The sequence below is a fragment of the Neobacillus terrisolis genome, from assembly GCF_051233475.1.
Classification (GTDB): Bacteria; Bacillota; Bacilli; order Bacillales; family Cytobacillaceae; genus Bacillus_BU.
In genome coordinates this window covers 73,071-89,238 of sequence record NZ_JBKFGH010000013.1, presented here as the reverse complement: position 1 = coordinate 89,238, position 16,168 = coordinate 73,071, and the positions used below count along the sequence as shown (strand labels likewise).

The following is a 16,168-nucleotide window of genomic DNA, read 5'->3' as shown; positions in this document are numbered from 1 at the left end:
AGGAGTCTCGCGCCTTCCGCTCCAATCAACATTATGATCAAGGTAAACAATGAACTTTTACATAGCTTTACGGAAAAATGATTGGCTCGGGGTGGTCGACTACTGCATAACCGCCGATTTGCTCGACCTCCGCTTTAAAGCTCTCGCTCTGAATCACCGAGATAAGCCAGTTTCCTTGTTCACTTTCAAAAAAAGCTCTCGTCATCAACAAATCGTATGACTCATCCCCGACCGGAATAAAATCCAAGCCCATCGCTTTTGCAGCAGGGTATATTCCAAGCCCCGCGGAATGTTCACTTCCCTTAATCTCAGCGGCAACGGCTAAATGGGAAAACATTTCACGATCATAACCTGTTATTCTCTCCGGTGACAAATCCGCTTCATTTAACAATAAATCAAATAAAATTCTCGTACCCGCGCCCTTTTGGCGATTAACATAATGAATATTTTTTTCAGCAATATCGTGTACTGAAGCAATTCCATCAGGATTTCCCTGCGGCAGCATCCAGCCTTGAGTTCGTTTTAAAAACGGGTAGATCACAACCTCTTGATCCCCCAGCATTCTTTTCACATAGGAAACATTGTATTCTTTCGTTTCCGGATCAAGCAAATGAATACCCGCTACGTGGGCTTCCCCTTTTCTAATAGCCATGATGCCGGCCATGCTCCCAACATGGGAAGAAACTATTTTCATTTCAGTCCGCTGTTTTTTAAGGTTTGAGGATAATAGATCAATTGTTAGATCATGGCTTCCACTGAAGACAATCGCGTTTTTAATCTCCTCCAATGGCTTCAACAGCTCGACCTCAACGACCTCTCCTTGTTCGTAGCCAAGCTGATCAGGAGGTACAATCAAAAGTGCATCTGCCCTAACATAGGACATGGTAACTCCTGCTGCTCGCGTTAGCGGATTAGCAATAAATTGTCCGTTCACATAGCCGATATTCATTCTAACAAAGTCTTCCGCTCCCATGGTGGAGACAATGCGGCGACCAAGCTTGACTTGTATCGTCTGTCGTTTTGGTTCAGGTATTTGCAAATACTTGCAAATAAGTGGTCTTACAAACCATTCTAGAGCGAGATAAGCGGAAACAGGATAACCTGGAACACCAACGACCACTTTATCGTTAATTTTCCCTAAAATAACCGGTTTCCCTGGCCGAGTTGCAACTCCGTGGGTAAATACAGTTCCGATCTCTTCAAAAATATGTACAGTGTAATCCTTCGAGCCAGCTGATGAGCCAGCGTTTATGACAACAATGTCCGAGGTTTCAACTGCATTTAACAGCGCATCCTTAATTTTTTCAGGCTGATCTCTTACGATGTCATGAAGATTAGGCTCGCCGCCCCATTCGTTAACAAAGCTTGAAAAAACCGTCCCGTTAAATTCAATAATACGGCCGGACGCCAACGAGTCATCTGCAGAAACAAGCTCGTTTCCAGTAGGGATGATGGTCACAACTGGTTTTTTTGCTACTGGCACTTCAATAATTTTAGCAGCCAATAGTACCCCTAAATCGGCCGGACGTAAAATATGGCCTTGTGGAAACAGCATCTCTTCTTGGGTAATATCCTCGCCGATTGGGCGAATATGTTGCCACGGTGTTGCCGGTTCTATGATTTCGATCGTATTCTCATCAATGATATCAACATATTCAATCATAATAACGGCATTAAATTGTGAAGGGATTGCATTCCCGGTGTCGACATAAACAAACTGCTCACCTCTCGTTAAACGGAGGGGATTTTGCTCATGTGCTTCATATGTATCTTCTGCATTCACAGCAATTCCATCCATTGCCGAAGCATGGTAATGCGGCATCGAAACTTTTGCGAATATCGGCTCAGCCGTCACTCGCCCGAGGGAGCCGATGGTTGGAATGAGTTCCTTTTCTAAAGGAAGCACAAACGCTTCCAGCAGCTCATTCTTTGCTTGCTCTCTAGGTTTATCTTCTAAATAGATTTTGCGATTGTATCTTTTTCCTTCCACTTTCGGCTCCCCCTTATCTTGATTGCAAAACAGGAACGTAGTCCCCCTGGGATATCCCTTCTTTTTCTGAACCAATTTCGACAATCCCGTCACTTTTTACAAGAGTTGTGATCAAACCGGACTTGCCGATAATCGGCTCGGCCCACCATTCACCCTCTTTTTCAAATAATCGGACGCGTATATAATCAGAACGGCCAGGTGCGGACGCAATATTTTTCGTAATCCGAGCAAAAATCCGATCTGGTTTACGGTCGATTTTTTCCCCTTGAAGGATTCGGAGAATACGCTCTCCAAATAAACGAAAGATAATCATCGCTGAAGCGGGGTGACCTGGAAGACCTATCACCGGCTTTCCGTTCGCAACGGATAGAATCGTCGGCTTGCCTGGCTTAATTGAGATACCGTGAACAAATACGCCAGGGTCCCCTAAAGATTGAATCACTTCTGTCGTATAATCCTTTGCACCGACAGAGCTTCCTCCAGATAAAATTAAGCAGTCTGATTGCTCATATAATTCTCGTGCCTGCTTAGAAAAAACAGCAAAATCATCCGGAACAATTCCACCATATATAACATCCATATCCCATTCTTTGGCAAGACCAGATATCGTTAAATAGTTAATATCACGGATTTGGCCAACCTCTAGCTTTTCTGTTTGATATGGGACAATTTCATCACCAGAGGAAAGATAAGCGACCTTCAAACGACGGAAAACTTCTACTTCCGTAATACCTAATGAGGCGAGTGCCCCCAATTCCTGTGGTCGAAGTTTGACTCCGGCATCAAGAACAACAGCGCCAGCTTTTATATCCTCACCAGCTCGAATAATATTCTCACCTGGTGCAATTTGCTTATAAGTGTTTAAAAGTCCATTCAAATCCTCACAATGCTCGATCATGATGACACTATCACTTCCAGGGGGAATCATTCCACCTGTTGGAACATAGATCGCTTCGCCCCGGCCTACCGGTTTTACCGCTTGTTCACCCATTTTAACTTCTCCAACTACTGTTAAGAAGCCCGGCATCGTTTCAGAAGTTCCAAATGTGTCCTTTGCATTTACGGCATAACCATCAACCGTTGAGCGATCAAAGCCTGGAACATCTTCCTTTGCCATTACTGGTTTAGCGAGCACATAATGGAGGGCATCCGCAATTGGTCTATTTTCTGTTTCCCCAATCTTAGCAATCATCCTATCGATTAAGGAAAAGGTCTCCTCGACTGTTTTAACTTTGAAAAATTCCACTTTTCCCCAACACCCTTTCTCTGACGATGAAAAAAGCTATTCTCCCTTTTCGACCCATTTTTTTGCATGTTCATATTCTTCGGGACGATTCATGTTAAAAAAAATACGTTCTAAACTTTCAGTAGAATGTTCATGAAAATCAAATTCAGATATATAGAGGACATTAAACGGATCGAGCATATGCTTAATCGCAAAATTATCCCCCTTCATACACTTCTCTATTTCTTGCAAAATTCCTTTATGGTAGACCGCAAAAAGTTGTTGTTGCCTCCCGTTAATAACTGGAATAACGGCATCATATCCTTCAGCACGTTCTAACAGAATACGAGCAAGATCTGCCGTAACAAATGGCATATCACATGCCACAACTAAATTTATATCATGACGAGAAGCCTTAAGACCGGCATGGATCCCCGCTAATGGCCCTTGTCCAGGATATTCGTCCTTCACAGTTTTAAGCTTTAAAAATTGATAGGTGTCAGGTTCATTCGCTACTAAAATGATGTCATCAACAAGCGTGCTTAGCTCATCTTTGACTCTTTCAATATTCGGCTTATCCTTTAATTTCAGAAGGGCTTTATTCGTCCCCATTCGACTGGACTTTCCCCCTGACAAAATAATGGCTCCAGCTTTCATGAACAGCACCTGCTTTTTTCTAAGTTTGTTTCTATTTTAAACTATAACTCAAAAACTTTATTACGATAATTAATTTGTTTGACCGGTGTTGTCACCAGTAACCTTATAGCCCTTTTCCTGGGCAATATAATCAAGGTGGATCGTGTTCAAGTCAAGCAATGTAATGGCTGGCTTTGAGATATGTTGTCTCGTATCGATTACTTTAGTATACCCTTTACATTTTTCACAAACGTGAATTTGCGAAGAGGCATCTCCTTCAATCGTCAAAAACTGAATCGTTTCATGATCGTTGTTCCCACAATGAGAACAGGAGATTTTTTTATCTAACCAATAAGCTGAACAGCGTGGGCAATGAAGAACCTTTTGCCCTTTCCCTTCAATTTGTCCTAAACGGACTGGTTCACCGCAAACAGGACATCCACAACCAGGAACGACTTTCATTTCTGTATTAAGTTTTGGCTGGGCTTTCTCGGCAATGACCTGCAAGTATGGGCGCAAGATTGTTTCGGCCAAAAACTGTGGGAGCCATTGCTCCACTTGGTGTGCCTCTGCAAATTCATGAAAGTAGAGGTGGTTAATCGCAAATGCCTCTTCAAGCCAGCGCTCCGCAACTTTTTCATCTACTACATCTTCTATAACTGCAAATTGTTGTTCAATATTTGGATTGCTTTTTATTAAAACGTCTTTCAAATCCTTTAACCACTGTAAAAATAGTGAAATATCAAAATCCACCGCCGTGAAAGCGGCTAGTGGCACACCTGTTTCTACTGCAGCTTGTTCAAAGTTTGGCTTAACTGAATCCGGATTAATTGCTGATTTCCATTGGTCTTGAAGCTCGATGATTTCTTTTTGCAGATTGAGATATTCTTTTGATACAACAGATGTCTTCATAAGCTGCACCTCTTTCATTTTTAAAGGGAATGGCTGTCCTTTTACAGACAGCCATTCAACTATTATTATTTGTGCTTCTTTAGGAATTAACCCTTAATTCAACACTTCCGCTATATTTTTAAGCGCCTTTGTGCTCATCTTTGTGCGGATCTTCGATATCAGGGAAGTTACCTTTGCGCACTTCTTCATCATACCAGTCACCATAGTGGCTCTTTGCCCACCATGCAGGAACTTTTCCTGTTACAACTCCTTTAAAACCAGGAGCTGAATGCTTGTGGACCGCTGCCATGTAAATATGACCAACCACTACTGCAATGGCAAGACCCATGCTGGCACTATGGAAGAAATAGCCCCACTGTGTTGCCCACTTTGGAAAGTATTGTGGGAACCAAATCGTGAATCCTGATCCGATAATTAACGTTGCTGTCACAATCTGAATCCAAGAGTTAATTTTTTCCCCTGCATTAAAGAAAGATTGTGAAACATGCTTAAATTTAAATCCTGTAAGTTCTTTACCTGATTCTTTAAACCATTCAATATCGCGCTTTTTCCAAGTAACGATTTCTTTGAACCAGCGGAATAAGCCTTTACGGTCCCAAATAAACCAGATGAATGTTGGAGTGATAAACACTACCGCAAATATTCTGTGCAGCAATCGTGCATTTGCTGGTCCACCAAGAACTGGATAAAGCCAGTCAAAGGCCTCAGTATACATTGGCAATGCCGTAATATATAACGCTAAGAAAGAAAAGAAATTGATAGCATGCGCCCAAACGAACGCCTTCGAAAAACGTCTAACTATTACTTGAGGTCCTTTTGGATTACTCATGGCTATCACCTCCAACCTCTTCATGCTCTTTATCTTTATTAAATAATTTATAGGATACAAACAATCCTAATACGCCCATCGTAGTTGCACCAATCATCATTTTACCTAGTGGTTGTGCGTAATCCTTCCAAAGAACTGCAGAAGTCGGAACCTTTGGTTTTTCTGGAAGACCATACACGGATGGCTTTTCAGCTAACAAGTAGATTGTACTTGTTCCGCCTACACCATCTGGGTTGTAGATCATTGCATTTGGATATCTTCCTTTGACTTCAGCTAAACGCTTTTCAGCTTTTCTAAGCATTTCCGCTTCTTCACCAAATTCCATTGCACCTGGGTGACATGTGGTTACACAAGCAGGTTGTAAACCTTCCTCAATTCGATCTGTACACAAGGTACATTTTGAAGCCTTACGATATTCCTTGCCTGCTTTATCCTTGTAAGTTGCTAAAGAGATAACATCAAACGGACAGTTCTGAACACAATATCCACAGCCCACACACTTATCTTGATCTACTACAACGGAACCAAATTCAGTGTAGCTAATTGCATCTTCAGGACAAACTTTTTCACAAGCAGCTTCATGACAGTGGAAGCATGCAGAGTGGCGGAATAAATAGTCTAAATTTCCTTTTGAATTTTCGTGTTCGATGAATTCAAGGACATTCCATGTATGAGCCGTTACCTTTGCATGAGATTGATTGCTTCCTTGGAATGGTTCAGGCTCTGCCGGTAGGTCATTCCAGTTTTTGCAGGCAACCATACAGGCGCGGCAGCCGTCACATTTTGTAACATCAACTAGTTTAACGTACTTTGTCGCCATTATTTTGCCCTCCTAACATCGCAAAGGAATGCTTTATACTCAGGAATATTCGTATTGGCGTCCCCAATATGCGGTGTTAGACGGTTTGCAATGCCGCCTTTTGCGATACCCTTGTAACCAAAGTTCCAAGGCATACCCACTTGGTGAACGGTTTTACCCTTAATTTTAAACGGTTTAAATCGTTTTGTTACCATTGCATATGCTTCTATTTCGCCACGAGCTGAAGTAATTAAAACTCTATCTTTGTTTTTAATGCCTCGCTCTTTCGCCAATTCTTCACTGATCTCAATAAACATGTGCGCTGCAACTTCGGCTAACCATGGCTGGTTACGAGTCATGGCACCTGATTGCCAATGCTCAGGAACACGATAGGTTGTTGCGATAACCGGATACTTTGAAGCATCCCCTTGAGTCATGAACTCTTCAACACCAAATTTGGTGGCAGGGTTTAATTGAACAGATGAGAATGCATTTGAAACAGGGCTTTCGTATGGCTCATAGTGCTCTGGGAACGGTCCTTCATTCATTGGTGCATACAGTCCTCCAAGACCTGTTGCGTTCATGAAGTATGCATCTTTTCCGCCAGGAGCTTCTGGAGCGCGATCCTTAGGGAAGTCAGGAACATCATTACCAACCCATAGGTTTTGAGCTGGATCCCACCAAATGACCGCTTTGCCTTCTGCAGTTGACCATGGAGTTCCATCCGGCTTAGCTGCACAACGGTTTCCAAGAACACGGCGGTTGGCTGGCCAAGCAAAGGACCAATTTAAATAGTTGCCATTTCCTGTGTCTTTATTATCACGACGCTTGGACAGGTTCTTTCCTTCTTCAGGATAAAAACCAGAATAGATCCAGCATCCACTTACAGTAGATCCATCATCCATAAGCTTTGCAAAACCTGGTACTAGTTTCTTCGTTGCTGTTTCATAACCATTGATTTCACGTGCAACAAGATCAATGTCAATATGCTCGCCTTCACCATAATTCCAAGTCATAGCATTGATTGCAGCTGCTGAAGGGCTGCTATCGTTCTTGTACACTTCTTTTAATTTAAGAGCTAACTCATGAATAATTTCTAAATCGCCTCTAGACTCATGCTTTGGCTTAAGCGCCTGCCAGCGATATTGCATCCAGCGTCCACTATTCGAAATAGACCCTTCTTTCTCAAACGATGAACACGCCGGTAAGAAGAATACCTCTGTATCAATGGAAGCAGGTCTTGAACCAGCCTCTTCTTGCCAGAATGCAGATGTTTCTGTTTCCCAAAGGTCAACAGCCACCATCCATTTTAATTTACTTAACGCTTCTTGCTCTTTTCCTGAGTTTGGTCCACCTACTACTGGGTTTGTTCCAAACATCATTAAGCCTTCAATTTCACCTTTATAAATCGCATCAAAGATTCTCATATGAGAGTAATCTTTTTTCGGTGTTAATTTCGGTAAGAAGTGGTAACCAAATTCATTAGCCGCTGTAGCGTTATCACCATAATAAGCTTTAAGCATGCTTGTGTAGAATTTCGGCTTGTTTGTCCAATAACCGGATTTAGGAGTTACCTTCTCTAAAAATCCTTTGTATGTTGCTTCCTCAGGTGTTGAAGTTGGTGTCTCCATATATCCGTTTACGTTGTTGTATAATAATCCAAAGTCAGTAGAACCTTGAACGTTAGACTCTCCACGCATTGCGTTGATACCGCCGCCTTGTAAACCAAGGTTTCCAAGAAGAAGCTGGATAATACCGTACGCGCGTACGTTTTGTGAACCAACGGTATGCTGTGTCGTACCCATTGCATACATAATGGTTCCAGCTTTACCTGGCTTACCAGTTTCAGCAAATGCTTTTACAACCTTCAAGTAATCTTCCTTAGGTGTACCAGTTACTTCCACAACAGTATTGATATCATATCTTGAATAGTGTTTCTTCATTACTTGGAACACACAGCGAGGATCTTGAAGGGTATTATCACGAATTAAAACCCCTTGTTCATCCTTCTTGAATGTCCACTTAGTTTTGTCATAGCTTCTTGTATTTTCATCGTAACCGTTGAAAATACCGTCCTCGAAGGTGTAGTCATCTGTAACGATCAAAGAAGCATTCGTGTAATTGATAACGTATTCTTCATGGTACAGCTTGTTTTCTAGGATATAATTAATCATTCCGCCTAAGAATGCGATATCAGCGCCGGAACGAATTGGGGCATAAATATCAGCCTGACTCGATGTTCTTGTGAATCTTGGGTCAACTGAAATAATCTTCGCGCCGCGTTCTTTTGCTTTTGTTAACCATCTAAATGAAATTGGATGGTTTTCAGCAGGGTTTGCGCCCATGATTAACGCTACATCTGTATTTTTTAAGTCAATCCAATGATTTGTCATTGCTCCACGACCAACTGTAGGTGCCAGACCGGCAACCGTTGAGCTGTGTCATATTCGGGCCTGGTGTTCGATATACGTTAAGTTTAAACCTGCGCGCATTAATTTACTTAATAGATAAACCTCTTCGTTATCAAGCGCTGCTCCACCCATGCTCGCAATCGATTCAACCTTGTTAACTGTGACGCCATTTAGTTGTGGGACGAATGTACGATCGCGAGTTTCTTTTATTTTTTCTGCGATCTTAGTTAGAGCCCAATCCCATTCTACTTCTTCCCACTTATCGCCCTTTGCCTTGCGATACATAGGTTTTTTCACACGCTTTTCAGAAGTATAAACCTGACGAAGCGCAGTCCCTTTACTACAAAGGGTACCTTCGTTGATCGGATTGTCCGGATCTCCCTCTGTATATACGACATCATCATCCTTTGCATAAACAAGGATACCGCAGCCCACTCCACAGAATGGACAGATGGTTGGTGTCGGTTTTAAAGCTGCAATCTTAAATTCTTTTGTGCTTGCTTTCGCTTTTTTATCATCAAAGCCAAGCTCTACCACAGCCATTGTTACAGCTGTAGCACCGGACAATTTCAAAAATTGTCTTCTTGTAAAATCCATCTTTCTAGCCCCCTCCACATCTTGTATAAAACATCTATAAAACCCTAATTAATAGGAAGAACCCCCAACTTTTCTTTCCTCAAGGTCATTAATTACTCTGCCAAACGAGGTATAGGAAATGGACATCTTTCCTCGCAAATAACCTATGACTTCGATATTTAAATATTTTGCTAGTTGAACAGCTTGTTTTGTAGCAGCTGTACGTGACCCTATAACTGCAAAACCGTATTTTGCTGCTTTTGAGAGCATTTCATATGAAACTCTGCCCGTCGTTAAAAGAATCAGTTTTTCAGGATTCAGACGGTTTCTTAAAGCATAACCAATGATTTTATCAACTGCGTTATGACGTCCGATATCCTCACGAATAACAATGCTACCATCTTCTTGAACAATGCAGGCTCCATGCATACCGCCTGATTCCAGATACATTGGCGAATTTTGAGCAAACTGACTTCGCTTCTTTAATAAATAGCTTAACGGATAGGTTTGTGGTGAATTTACCTTATCAAAGCTCTTAACATCAGTCATTGAAAAAAAGGTAACTCCTCTTCCACATCCTGCTGTATAATGCTTTTTCTTAGAAAAAAAGATCTCCTCATCAAAAGCCTCATTAAGACTTACGTTAATGGTTCCCTTTTCTTCATTCACTTGGACTTCAATCACGTCGTCAACCTTTTCAACTAGTCCTTCTGAAAAAAGATAACCAAACGCCCAATCAACGAGATCAGAGTTTGTTAATTGAAAAACAGCTATTTCAAATCCATTGACAATTAATGTAATTGGATATTCCTCTGGACAACCTTTTCTGTTCATAATCCACCCCTTTCTGGCACTTGGAACCTTCCGGGATTTACTGAATTGTTTCCCTTTTACATTTTAGAGACTCGATATTATACGTTCTGCGACATAAATCACAGCAGGAAGATTCACGTTAAACACTAGGGAAATAGAATAAACTAGTCTCTACGTTAAATGTACACGAAAAACAGTCGCTGTTAGCGCTTGCATTGTGACAAAGGTTTATCGAAATCTTGTCATTTTCTTGGACAATTTGTGAACTACCACAATAACAATCTTTAATAAGAAAATAATAAGAATAACGATAAATACTTGCTTTTTTATCTTAATATCTGTTCTAAATATTCACAGTAACTTTTCTCACGTTTCGGACATATTTTTGACATTTTTATTAACTTTTTTTATAAATAGGCTATGTTACACTTGTCTGTTGATTTCCGCTCCAATCAAAAACAGGCATATTCAATAATACTTCTAAAAGTTATCGTATTATATTTATATTGGTATAATAAAAGGTAGGAATTTTGTTCCATATTGATCTGGTATTTATTAAGGAGGACTTAATATGACAATGAAAAAGGTGTTAACGATTGCTGGTTCTGATACAAGTGGGGGAGCAGGAATTCAGGCTGATTTAAAAACGTTTCAAGAACTCGGAGTCTACGGAATGACCGCTCTCACAACGATTGTAACAATGGATCCAAAAAACCATTGGCACCATAATGTATTCCCGATTGCCATTGAAACGTTGGAAGCTCAGCTTGAAACCGTACTTTCTATTGGGATTGATGCAATGAAAACCGGGATGCTTGGTTCTGTGGAGATTATTGAGCTCGCTGCCAAAAAAATAGATAAGTTAAAATTAGATCGAGTAGTGATTGACCCAGTCATGGTATGTAAAGGGGAGGATGAAGTCCTGCATCCTGAAACGGCGGACGCACTTAGAGAGATTCTCGTCCCTCGAGCTACAGTGGTAACTCCCAATCTTTTCGAAGCGTCCCAACTTGCAAAAACAAAGGCGATTCGCACCATTGATGCTATGAAAGAAGCCGCTGTTAAAATCCATGATTTAGGAGCTAAGTTTGTGCTAATCAAAGGAGGCAGCAAGCTTGAGCACGAAAAAGCCGTTGACCTTTTATATGACGGAACCACTTTCCAATTATTAGAATCTGACCGAATCAGCACGACCTATATTCATGGAGCGGGCTGTACCTACTCAGCTGCCATTACTGCAGAATTAGCCAAAGGGAAAAGCGTTGAAGAAGCGGTTAAAGTGGCAAAAGATTTTATTACCGAAGCAATTCGGTACGGATTTAAATTAAATGAATATGTAGGTCCAACCATGCACAAAGCCTACCGCACTTATGGCGCAGGTCGATTAGAAGCAGAGCAGTTATCTAATGAATAAATATAACGGATACACAGAGCCTACATTAGGCTCTGTTTTTTTAGAGGTGTTAATTTTTCGCAAATCTATATTGTTTTTAGTAATATTGAGATACGCCATTGAATCAATATAAATAATGTGTGTTGATATCGACACTGTTAAACAGAAAGGAGATGATTTTCTATGGAGAAAGTGATCCCAGAGAAGGTTCAGGAAGCCATTAATCGTTACGTGAATCAAGATGTGTACCTCCACCTTGAAACAACCAATGGAGCCTATGCATCTCATCATAATGAATCGTTTTTCTCTGCGGGAGCCTATATCCGCAATGCCTTGATTCAGTACGAAAGCGGAAAAATAGTTGGCAGTGGTCCCTACCGTGTCGGGCTTAAGCTTTCGATAGGGTGGGTCTATGCAGAGGGGATTACCCATTTTGAAATTGACGACGAACAAAGGCTATTATTAGCCGGACATGATAGTCAAGGAAAACTCGCCGTAGCCCTTGAGTTAAGTCCTACGCCGTTCGAATAGATATGGAAAGGAGTTTTCCAAATGGAAAAAGAAAGACAACTTTTGGTGATTTTTCCGCACCCTGATGATGAAGCGTTTGGAGTTTCCGGGACAATTGCCCTTCACGTTCAAAATGGAACGCCGGTTACATATGCATGTTTAACGCTTGGAGAAATGGGACGGAACATGGGAAATCCGCCCTTTGCCACTCGTGAATCACTGCCTAAAATCCGAAAAACAGAATTGCAAAATGCGGCTAACGTCCTTGGAATTAGTGATTTAAGGATGATGGGGTTCCGGGATAAGACGATTGAGTTTGAAGATGAGAATAAGCTAATCGAAATGGTTTCAGCTCTGATAAAGGAGGTAAATCCATCACTGATTATTTCATTTTATCCAGGCTATTCCGTTCATCCTGATCATGATGCCACAGGTGCGGCTGTTGTGGCCGCCGTTGGTATGCTGCCGGAAAATCAACGACCAAAGCTTCACTGTGTAGCATTTTCCAAAAACTGTGAAGCAGAAATTGGGGAGCCAGATATCGTTAATAACGTTACAACTGTTGCCGAAATCAAAGTAAATGCCATTAAAGCCCACTTATCACAAACACAATTAATGGCTGCCGATATGTTAGATAAGCTAAATGAAAATGACCCTGAAATCATTACACGCTGGCTCTACGAACGATTTTGGGCCTATCGCTTTGAATAAATTAAAAGAATGCCTAAACGAGAAGATTTGAGAACTGAACAACAAAAAGCCTGTCACATTTGCTTGACAGGCTTTACTGTTTACTGAATCACTTAAAACTTTTGATGAGTGAGCGAACAAAAATGGCACCAATCGAGGATAATGATTTTCTTGCCTTGTACATCAATTACCCCATCCTTTTTCAATCTTGAAAAAACCCTGCTGATGCTCTCACGTGATGTTCCGACCAATGAAGCAAATTCATGTACTGTTAATGGAATTTCGATATGGACTCGGTTACAATGGTTGGCACCAAACTTTTCCGCAAGCCGTTCTAGTGTTTTCATTGTTTTGGTGTAAACATCTAACAAAGCCATATCTCTTAAAATCGATGTAAAATCTCTTAACTGTTCACTCATATAGCGGATGATTTGAACGGCCATTTCAGGAGACTTCATTAGCTCAGCTTCTAGATCGTCAGTATTTAGAAAGTATACTTCTCCCTCTTGAACCATCCTTGCTGTAGCGGGGTAAAGGTTTGCATTTTGATTAAATAGGCAAGCTTCTGCAAAAATCTCACCTTTTTTCTTAATGCAGACAATGATTTCATTTCCTTGTTCATCCTGCTTCGTTAATTTGACAATTCCCGAATGGACAAAAAATACGCCTCTCGCTTCCTCAAACTCAGAAATGATCTGTTCTCCTTTTTTGTATCCCTTCCTCATGATCCGTTTATCTAGTAGGTGAACTGTTTTTTTGGGTAGATTTTTAAATACATCAATCTTGCCCAAAAACTCTTCTACTAAAAATCCTTTTTCAATGGCCAAATGGGAGTCGATTGCCTTATTGCTCATTTCATCATTCCTTCCCTGTACCTCATTATTTCTATAATAACGAATGAAACCGGTTAATTAAGTGAGTAAACTCACAGTCGGTGATTGCTTGTCATTAAACTCATCACAAATAAAATACTGGAATAATATTTATGATGTGTGAAATTTTCCATTTACGGTTAAAATTGAACAAAGATAATTTAATTTTGCTAACTGGATAGGAGGACACCATGTTAAAGAAAATTATTGCTGTAACGATTATTTGTTCCATTTTTTTACTTGCTGGCTGTAGTGCCGGGGAAAATTGGGAAGTAAACTTAACGAAGACTGTTCAATTTAAGCAGGGGGAGGAATCGACGATTGAAATTATCGTAACCGAGGAAAACAAACCGGTTACGGATATAAGCGCAAAAGCCCACCTAGAAATGCCTGCAATGGACCATGGCTCTGTCAATTTAAGATTAAAAGAAGGTAAGGATGGCGTATATACGGGGAGAGCTAAACTCACCATGTCAGGAACCTACACGGCCACTTTCACATTAAAAAAAGAAGGTTATACGATCGAAAAGATTCTCGAAATCGAAGTACAAAAGGCTGATGGGGTTGCCAGCAGTTAAACAAAGACCTTAGCAACAGCCAATTATATTACAAAAATGAGTGATTACTCACTTTACACAAAGCCGTTTTTTGTTTATGATCTAAGTGAGTGATTACTCACTTTACTAAATCGAGGTGGCAACCAATGGGTAAACAAGAAAATATTGTTTCTATTTGTGGCGTGTCAAAATCATTTGGAAAACAACAGGTTTTAAAGGATGTAAATTTAGAGATTACAAAAGGGGAGATCTTCGGATTCCTCGGACCTTCCGGTGCGGGAAAAACAACATTAGTTAAGCAGTTAGCCGGGCTTGATACTCCAAGTACAGGGGAGAACTATGTATTTAACAAAAAAATGCCGTCCTTAGCCTTGATGGAGCGGATCGGCTACATGGCTCAGTCCGACGCCCTGTACGGTGAACTGTCAGCCAAGGAAAACTTACAATTCTTCTCCTCTCTTTATGGACTTAAGGGCAAACAACAGGAGACACGAATTAAAGAGGTTATGGAGATCGTCAATTTGCACGACGATTTAAATAAGCTCGTATTTAATTATTCCGGTGGGATGAAGCGCCGGCTCTCACTAGCAGCCGCTCTCCTTCACGAGCCTGAGCTCCTCATTCTGGATGAACCTACAGTCGGAATCGATCCTCTATTAAGAAAGAGCATTTGGGATAGCTTTTATCAGCTCAATAAAAAAGGGGTAACGATTATCGTAACCACACACGTTATGGATGAAGCAGAAAAATGCAACCGGCTTGGGATGATTCGAAACGGGGAATTAATCGCCGTCGGGACTCCTGAGGAATTGAAGCAAAACACGAACACTTTAACGCTTGAGGACGCATTCCTTGCTTACGGAGGTGCACATCATGAGAATTAAGGCCCTGGTAATAAGAATACTGCGTCAATTTGTACGTGATAAACGGACGATGGCGCTTATGATTATGGCTCCTATCCTAATATTAACGATGCTGAACCTAGTATTTAATGGTGACCCATATGAACCGAAGATAGGACTAGTCGGAATTCCTAGTCCAGTGCAAGATCAACTTAACTTAGATGATGCAAAAATTACAGAATATGAAACAACTAAACTAGCAAATACAGCATTAGAAAATCGAGAAATAGATGGCTATATTGAGTTTGCTGACGGGAAACCGTCCATCACTTTAGAAGGTAGTGACCCGTCAATAAACGGTGCGGTCATGAAATGGGTCCAAACATCGTTTAAACCTTTACAGGCACAAGGTCTCGTGAAAGAGGCTGAAGTCATCTATTTACACGGTTCGTCCGACATGGGGCAATTTGATTATTTCGGGCCCGTTTTACTCGGATTTTTCGTTTTCTTTTTTGTCTTCCTGATCGCCGGTGTTTCGTTTTTACGTGAACGGACAAGTGGAACGCTGGAACGCCTGTTATCAAGCCCACTCCGAAAATGGGAAATTGTCATTGGCTATGTTTTAGGATTTGGATTATTTACGATGATACAAGCAACCATCATCGCATGGTATGCCATCTATATTTTAGACATGCAAATGGCTGGAACATTCGGTTATGTATTGCTGATTATTTTACTGCTGTCTCTCTCAGCCCTTACGCTCGGGACATTATTATCTGCGTTTGCGAATAATGAACTGCAAATGATCCAATTTATCCCGTTAGTGGTTGTTCCACAACTCTTCTTCTCTGGATTGTTTAATCTAGAGACGATTACCGAATGGCTTAGCTGGGTTGGGGTGGGCACACCGCTTTATTATGCTGCTAATGCACTTCGTGACGTAATGGTTAGAGGGTTGGGGTGGGGAACAATTTACCAAGACCTGCTTATTCTTAGTGGATTTTCCTTGCTGTTTATCACCCTCAATATTTTTGCCCTAAAAAAATATCGGAAGGTTTAATCCGGTTTATTTTTGAAAAAATTAATAAATAAAGACGTAGAAGGAGTCGGGAT

General features: G+C 41.0%; 15 protein-coding genes. 6 read left to right on the top strand and 9 right to left on the bottom strand.

The genetic code is table 11. The annotated features are described in order from the left end of the window. Positions 1–67: 67 nt before the first annotated feature. From ACI48O_RS08995 to fdhD, 8 genes are all read right to left on the bottom strand, one after another. The gene (locus ACI48O_RS08995; protein ID WP_435561448.1) at positions 68–1,990 is read right to left on the bottom strand and encodes a molybdopterin biosynthesis protein; all 1,923 of its coding nucleotides are present in this window, start codon (positions 1,988–1,990) and stop codon (positions 68–70) included. A gap of 13 nt (positions 1,991–2,003) precedes the next feature. Further along, a complete protein-coding gene (locus tag ACI48O_RS08990) occupies positions 2,004–3,236 on the bottom strand; it encodes a molybdopterin molybdotransferase MoeA (protein WP_435561447.1) in 1,233 nt (410 codons plus the stop codon). A 36-nt stretch (positions 3,237–3,272) separates the two neighbouring features. Further along, positions 3,273–3,872 carry a molybdenum cofactor guanylyltransferase gene (gene mobA, locus ACI48O_RS08985; protein ID WP_435561446.1) on the bottom strand — a complete coding sequence of 200 codons (600 nt, stop codon included), beginning with the start codon at positions 3,870–3,872 and terminating at the stop codon, positions 3,273–3,275. A gap of 69 nt (positions 3,873–3,941) precedes the next feature. After that, positions 3,942–4,763, bottom strand: coding sequence for a formate dehydrogenase accessory protein FdhE (locus tag ACI48O_RS08980; protein ID WP_435561445.1), 822 nt, complete (start codon positions 4,761–4,763; stop codon positions 3,942–3,944). Between the two features lie 118 nt (positions 4,764–4,881). After that, positions 4,882–5,592 carry a formate dehydrogenase subunit gamma gene (locus ACI48O_RS08975; RefSeq protein ID WP_435561443.1) on the bottom strand — a complete coding sequence of 237 codons (711 nt, stop codon included), beginning with the start codon at positions 5,590–5,592 and terminating at the stop codon, positions 4,882–4,884. Then, the gene (locus ACI48O_RS08970) at positions 5,585–6,412 is read right to left on the bottom strand and encodes a 4Fe-4S dicluster domain-containing protein (protein WP_435561442.1); all 828 of its coding nucleotides are present in this window, start codon (positions 6,410–6,412) and stop codon (positions 5,585–5,587) included. The genes ACI48O_RS08975 and ACI48O_RS08970 overlap by 8 nt, the downstream gene beginning before the upstream one ends. After that, positions 6,412–9,399 carry a formate dehydrogenase-N subunit alpha gene (gene fdnG / locus ACI48O_RS08965; RefSeq protein WP_435561440.1) on the bottom strand — a complete coding sequence of 996 codons (2,988 nt, stop codon included), beginning with the start codon at positions 9,397–9,399 and terminating at the stop codon, positions 6,412–6,414. The genes ACI48O_RS08970 and fdnG overlap by 1 nt, the downstream gene beginning before the upstream one ends. Positions 9,400–9,447: 48 nt before the next feature. Beyond that, positions 9,448–10,212 (bottom strand): formate dehydrogenase accessory sulfurtransferase FdhD, encoded by a 765-nt coding sequence (gene fdhD / locus ACI48O_RS08960; RefSeq protein ID WP_435561439.1) that lies wholly within the window; start codon positions 10,210–10,212, stop codon positions 9,448–9,450. Positions 10,213–10,762: 550 nt separating this feature from the next. On the opposite strand from fdhD, the gene pdxK reads away from it, so the two are divergent. The 3 genes from pdxK (at position 10,763) to bshB2 (ending at position 12,805) form a co-directional block, all read left to right on the top strand. After that, positions 10,763–11,605, top strand: a complete 843-nt coding sequence (gene pdxK, locus ACI48O_RS08955; RefSeq protein WP_435561437.1) for a pyridoxine/pyridoxal/pyridoxamine kinase — start codon at positions 10,763–10,765, stop codon at positions 11,603–11,605. A 162-nt stretch (positions 11,606–11,767) separates the two neighbouring features. Next, positions 11,768–12,115: a YojF family protein gene (locus ACI48O_RS08950; protein WP_435561435.1), complete on the top strand. Its 348-nt coding sequence runs from the start codon at positions 11,768–11,770 to the stop codon at positions 12,113–12,115. 21 nt (positions 12,116–12,136) lie between these two features. After that, positions 12,137–12,805 carry a bacillithiol biosynthesis deacetylase BshB2 gene (gene bshB2 / locus ACI48O_RS08945; protein WP_435561433.1) on the top strand — a complete coding sequence of 223 codons (669 nt, stop codon included), beginning with the start codon at positions 12,137–12,139 and terminating at the stop codon, positions 12,803–12,805. A 92-nt stretch (positions 12,806–12,897) separates the two neighbouring features. On the opposite strand, the gene ACI48O_RS08940 is transcribed toward bshB2, so the two are convergent. After that, a complete protein-coding gene (locus ACI48O_RS08940) occupies positions 12,898–13,638 on the bottom strand; it encodes a Crp/Fnr family transcriptional regulator (RefSeq protein ID WP_435561431.1) in 741 nt (246 codons plus the stop codon). Positions 13,639–13,847: 209 nt separating this feature from the next. Between ACI48O_RS08940 and ACI48O_RS08935 the strand changes: the two genes are divergently transcribed. The 3 genes from ACI48O_RS08935 (at position 13,848) to ACI48O_RS08925 (ending at position 16,115) form a co-directional block, all read left to right on the top strand. Then, positions 13,848–14,234 carry a FixH family protein gene (locus ACI48O_RS08935; protein ID WP_435561429.1) on the top strand — a complete coding sequence of 129 codons (387 nt, stop codon included), beginning with the start codon at positions 13,848–13,850 and terminating at the stop codon, positions 14,232–14,234. Between the two features lie 125 nt (positions 14,235–14,359). Continuing rightward, complete coding sequence (locus tag ACI48O_RS08930) at positions 14,360–15,097, top strand: ABC transporter ATP-binding protein (protein ID WP_435561427.1); 738 nt, start codon at positions 14,360–14,362, stop codon at positions 15,095–15,097. Further along, a complete protein-coding gene (locus ACI48O_RS08925) occupies positions 15,087–16,115 on the top strand; it encodes an ABC transporter permease (protein ID WP_435561425.1) in 1,029 nt (342 codons plus the stop codon). The genes ACI48O_RS08930 and ACI48O_RS08925 overlap by 11 nt, the downstream gene beginning before the upstream one ends. The last annotated feature ends 53 nt before the right edge of the window (positions 16,116–16,168 follow it).

Coding starts and splice junctions, on each gene's coding strand:
- mobA (WP_435561446.1), bottom strand. CDS start 3,872: ATGAAAGCTGGAGCCATTATTTTGTCAGGGGGAAAGTCCAGTCGAATG.
- ACI48O_RS08980 (WP_435561445.1), bottom strand. CDS start 4,763: ATGAAGACATCTGTTGTATCAAAAGAATATCTCAATCTGCAAAAAGAA.
- ACI48O_RS08975 (WP_435561443.1), bottom strand. CDS start 5,592: ATGAGTAATCCAAAAGGACCTCAAGTAATAGTTAGACGTTTTTCGAAG.
- ACI48O_RS08970 (WP_435561442.1), bottom strand. CDS start 6,412: ATGGCGACAAAGTACGTTAAACTAGTTGATGTTACAAAATGTGACGGC.
- fdhD (WP_435561439.1), bottom strand. CDS start 10,212: ATGAACAGAAAAGGTTGTCCAGAGGAATATCCAATTACATTAATTGTC.
- pdxK (WP_435561437.1), top strand. CDS start 10,763: ATGACAATGAAAAAGGTGTTAACGATTGCTGGTTCTGATACAAGTGGG.
- ACI48O_RS08950 (WP_435561435.1), top strand. CDS start 11,768: ATGGAGAAAGTGATCCCAGAGAAGGTTCAGGAAGCCATTAATCGTTAC.
- bshB2 (WP_435561433.1), top strand. CDS start 12,137: ATGGAAAAAGAAAGACAACTTTTGGTGATTTTTCCGCACCCTGATGAT.
- ACI48O_RS08940 (WP_435561431.1), bottom strand. CDS start 13,638: ATGAGCAATAAGGCAATCGACTCCCATTTGGCCATTGAAAAAGGATTT.
- ACI48O_RS08935 (WP_435561429.1), top strand. CDS start 13,848: ATGTTAAAGAAAATTATTGCTGTAACGATTATTTGTTCCATTTTTTTA.
- ACI48O_RS08930 (WP_435561427.1), top strand. CDS start 14,360: ATGGGTAAACAAGAAAATATTGTTTCTATTTGTGGCGTGTCAAAATCA.
- ACI48O_RS08925 (WP_435561425.1), top strand. CDS start 15,087: ATGAGAATTAAGGCCCTGGTAATAAGAATACTGCGTCAATTTGTACGT.